Origin of the sequence: Nocardiopsis chromatogenes YIM 90109, from assembly GCF_000341185.1 — a bacterium.
In the GTDB taxonomy this organism is placed as follows: domain Bacteria; phylum Actinomycetota; class Actinomycetes; order Streptosporangiales; family Streptosporangiaceae; genus Nocardiopsis_A; species Nocardiopsis_A chromatogenes.
This window is the reverse complement of the sequence record NZ_ANBH01000405.1, coordinates 1-843: the sequence shown is the minus strand read 5'-3', so window position 1 is coordinate 843 and position 843 is coordinate 1. Positions and strand designations below refer to the sequence as shown.

General features: G+C 69.5%; 2 protein-coding genes. Both read right to left on the bottom strand.

Annotation, left to right across the window (positions count from 1 at the left end):
* On the bottom strand, positions 1-320 hold a 320-nt coding region (locus D476_RS35345), incomplete at its 3' end, for a protease inhibitor I9 family protein (protein WP_040729019.1).
* A 339-nt stretch (positions 321-659) separates the two neighbouring features.
* A partial coding sequence (locus D476_RS35340) for a S8 family serine peptidase (protein ID WP_040729018.1) occupies positions 660-843 on the bottom strand: 184 nt, incomplete at its 5' end.

Genomic DNA, 843 nt, shown 5'->3' with positions numbered 1-843 from the left:
ACGTAGGCGACGTCGGGGTCGGAGCGGACCTCGGCCAGCTCCTTGCCGCTCAGGTCGGCGGCGTATCCGTCGATGACCTCGGTGAAGGTGTGCTCGACGTCCTTGGCCGCGATGCCGAACCGGTCGCTGTTCTGCTTCGAGGGCTTGGAGCCGTCCTTGAGGACGACGATCCACTCGCCGGTGCCGGATCCGCTGCCGGAGTACAGGGGGGCGAGCTCGTCGGCGGAGGCCGAGGCCCCGCCCAGAAGCGCTGCGGGGAACGCGAGCAGGCTCGCCGTGGCGAGGCCGATCGCGGTGCGCTTCACAGACACGTGCTTCACGTACTCCTCCTTGTGGGAGCTTTCGGTGCATGTCGGGTTTCGGCATGCGGTCGGGGACATTAGCTCCGGGCGTGCCGCGCCGAACAGGGTCTTCACGATCAGTGACATCGTTCGGAAACCGGGGTGAACGGTGAACGCCGTGTGCAGCCTGCGGGGCCTTTCGGTGTCAAGGTGGAAAAAGTGGCAGGATGCGGCCAGTTGGCCGGGTAAACCCGGTCGTGAATATCGCGTCCCGTGATCGCCCTGGTGAGGGCGGTGCCCGCAGGACCCGTGGGACGCGAGAGGCGCCGCCCCCGGTGACGGGGACGGCGCCGTGGAAGGGGCGGATGGAACCCGGGGCTACAGGTCCGAGACGTTGAGCAGCAGGTTCGGCGTCGACCACGGGACGCCGGTGAGCGTGCCCGAGCTCCCGTCGCTCAGCAGGCGGTTCTGCACGGCCTGCGGGGTCGACCCCGGGGACGCCTCCAGCACCAGGGCTCCGGCGCCCGCGACGTGCGGGCTGGCCATCGAGGTGCCGCTGTAG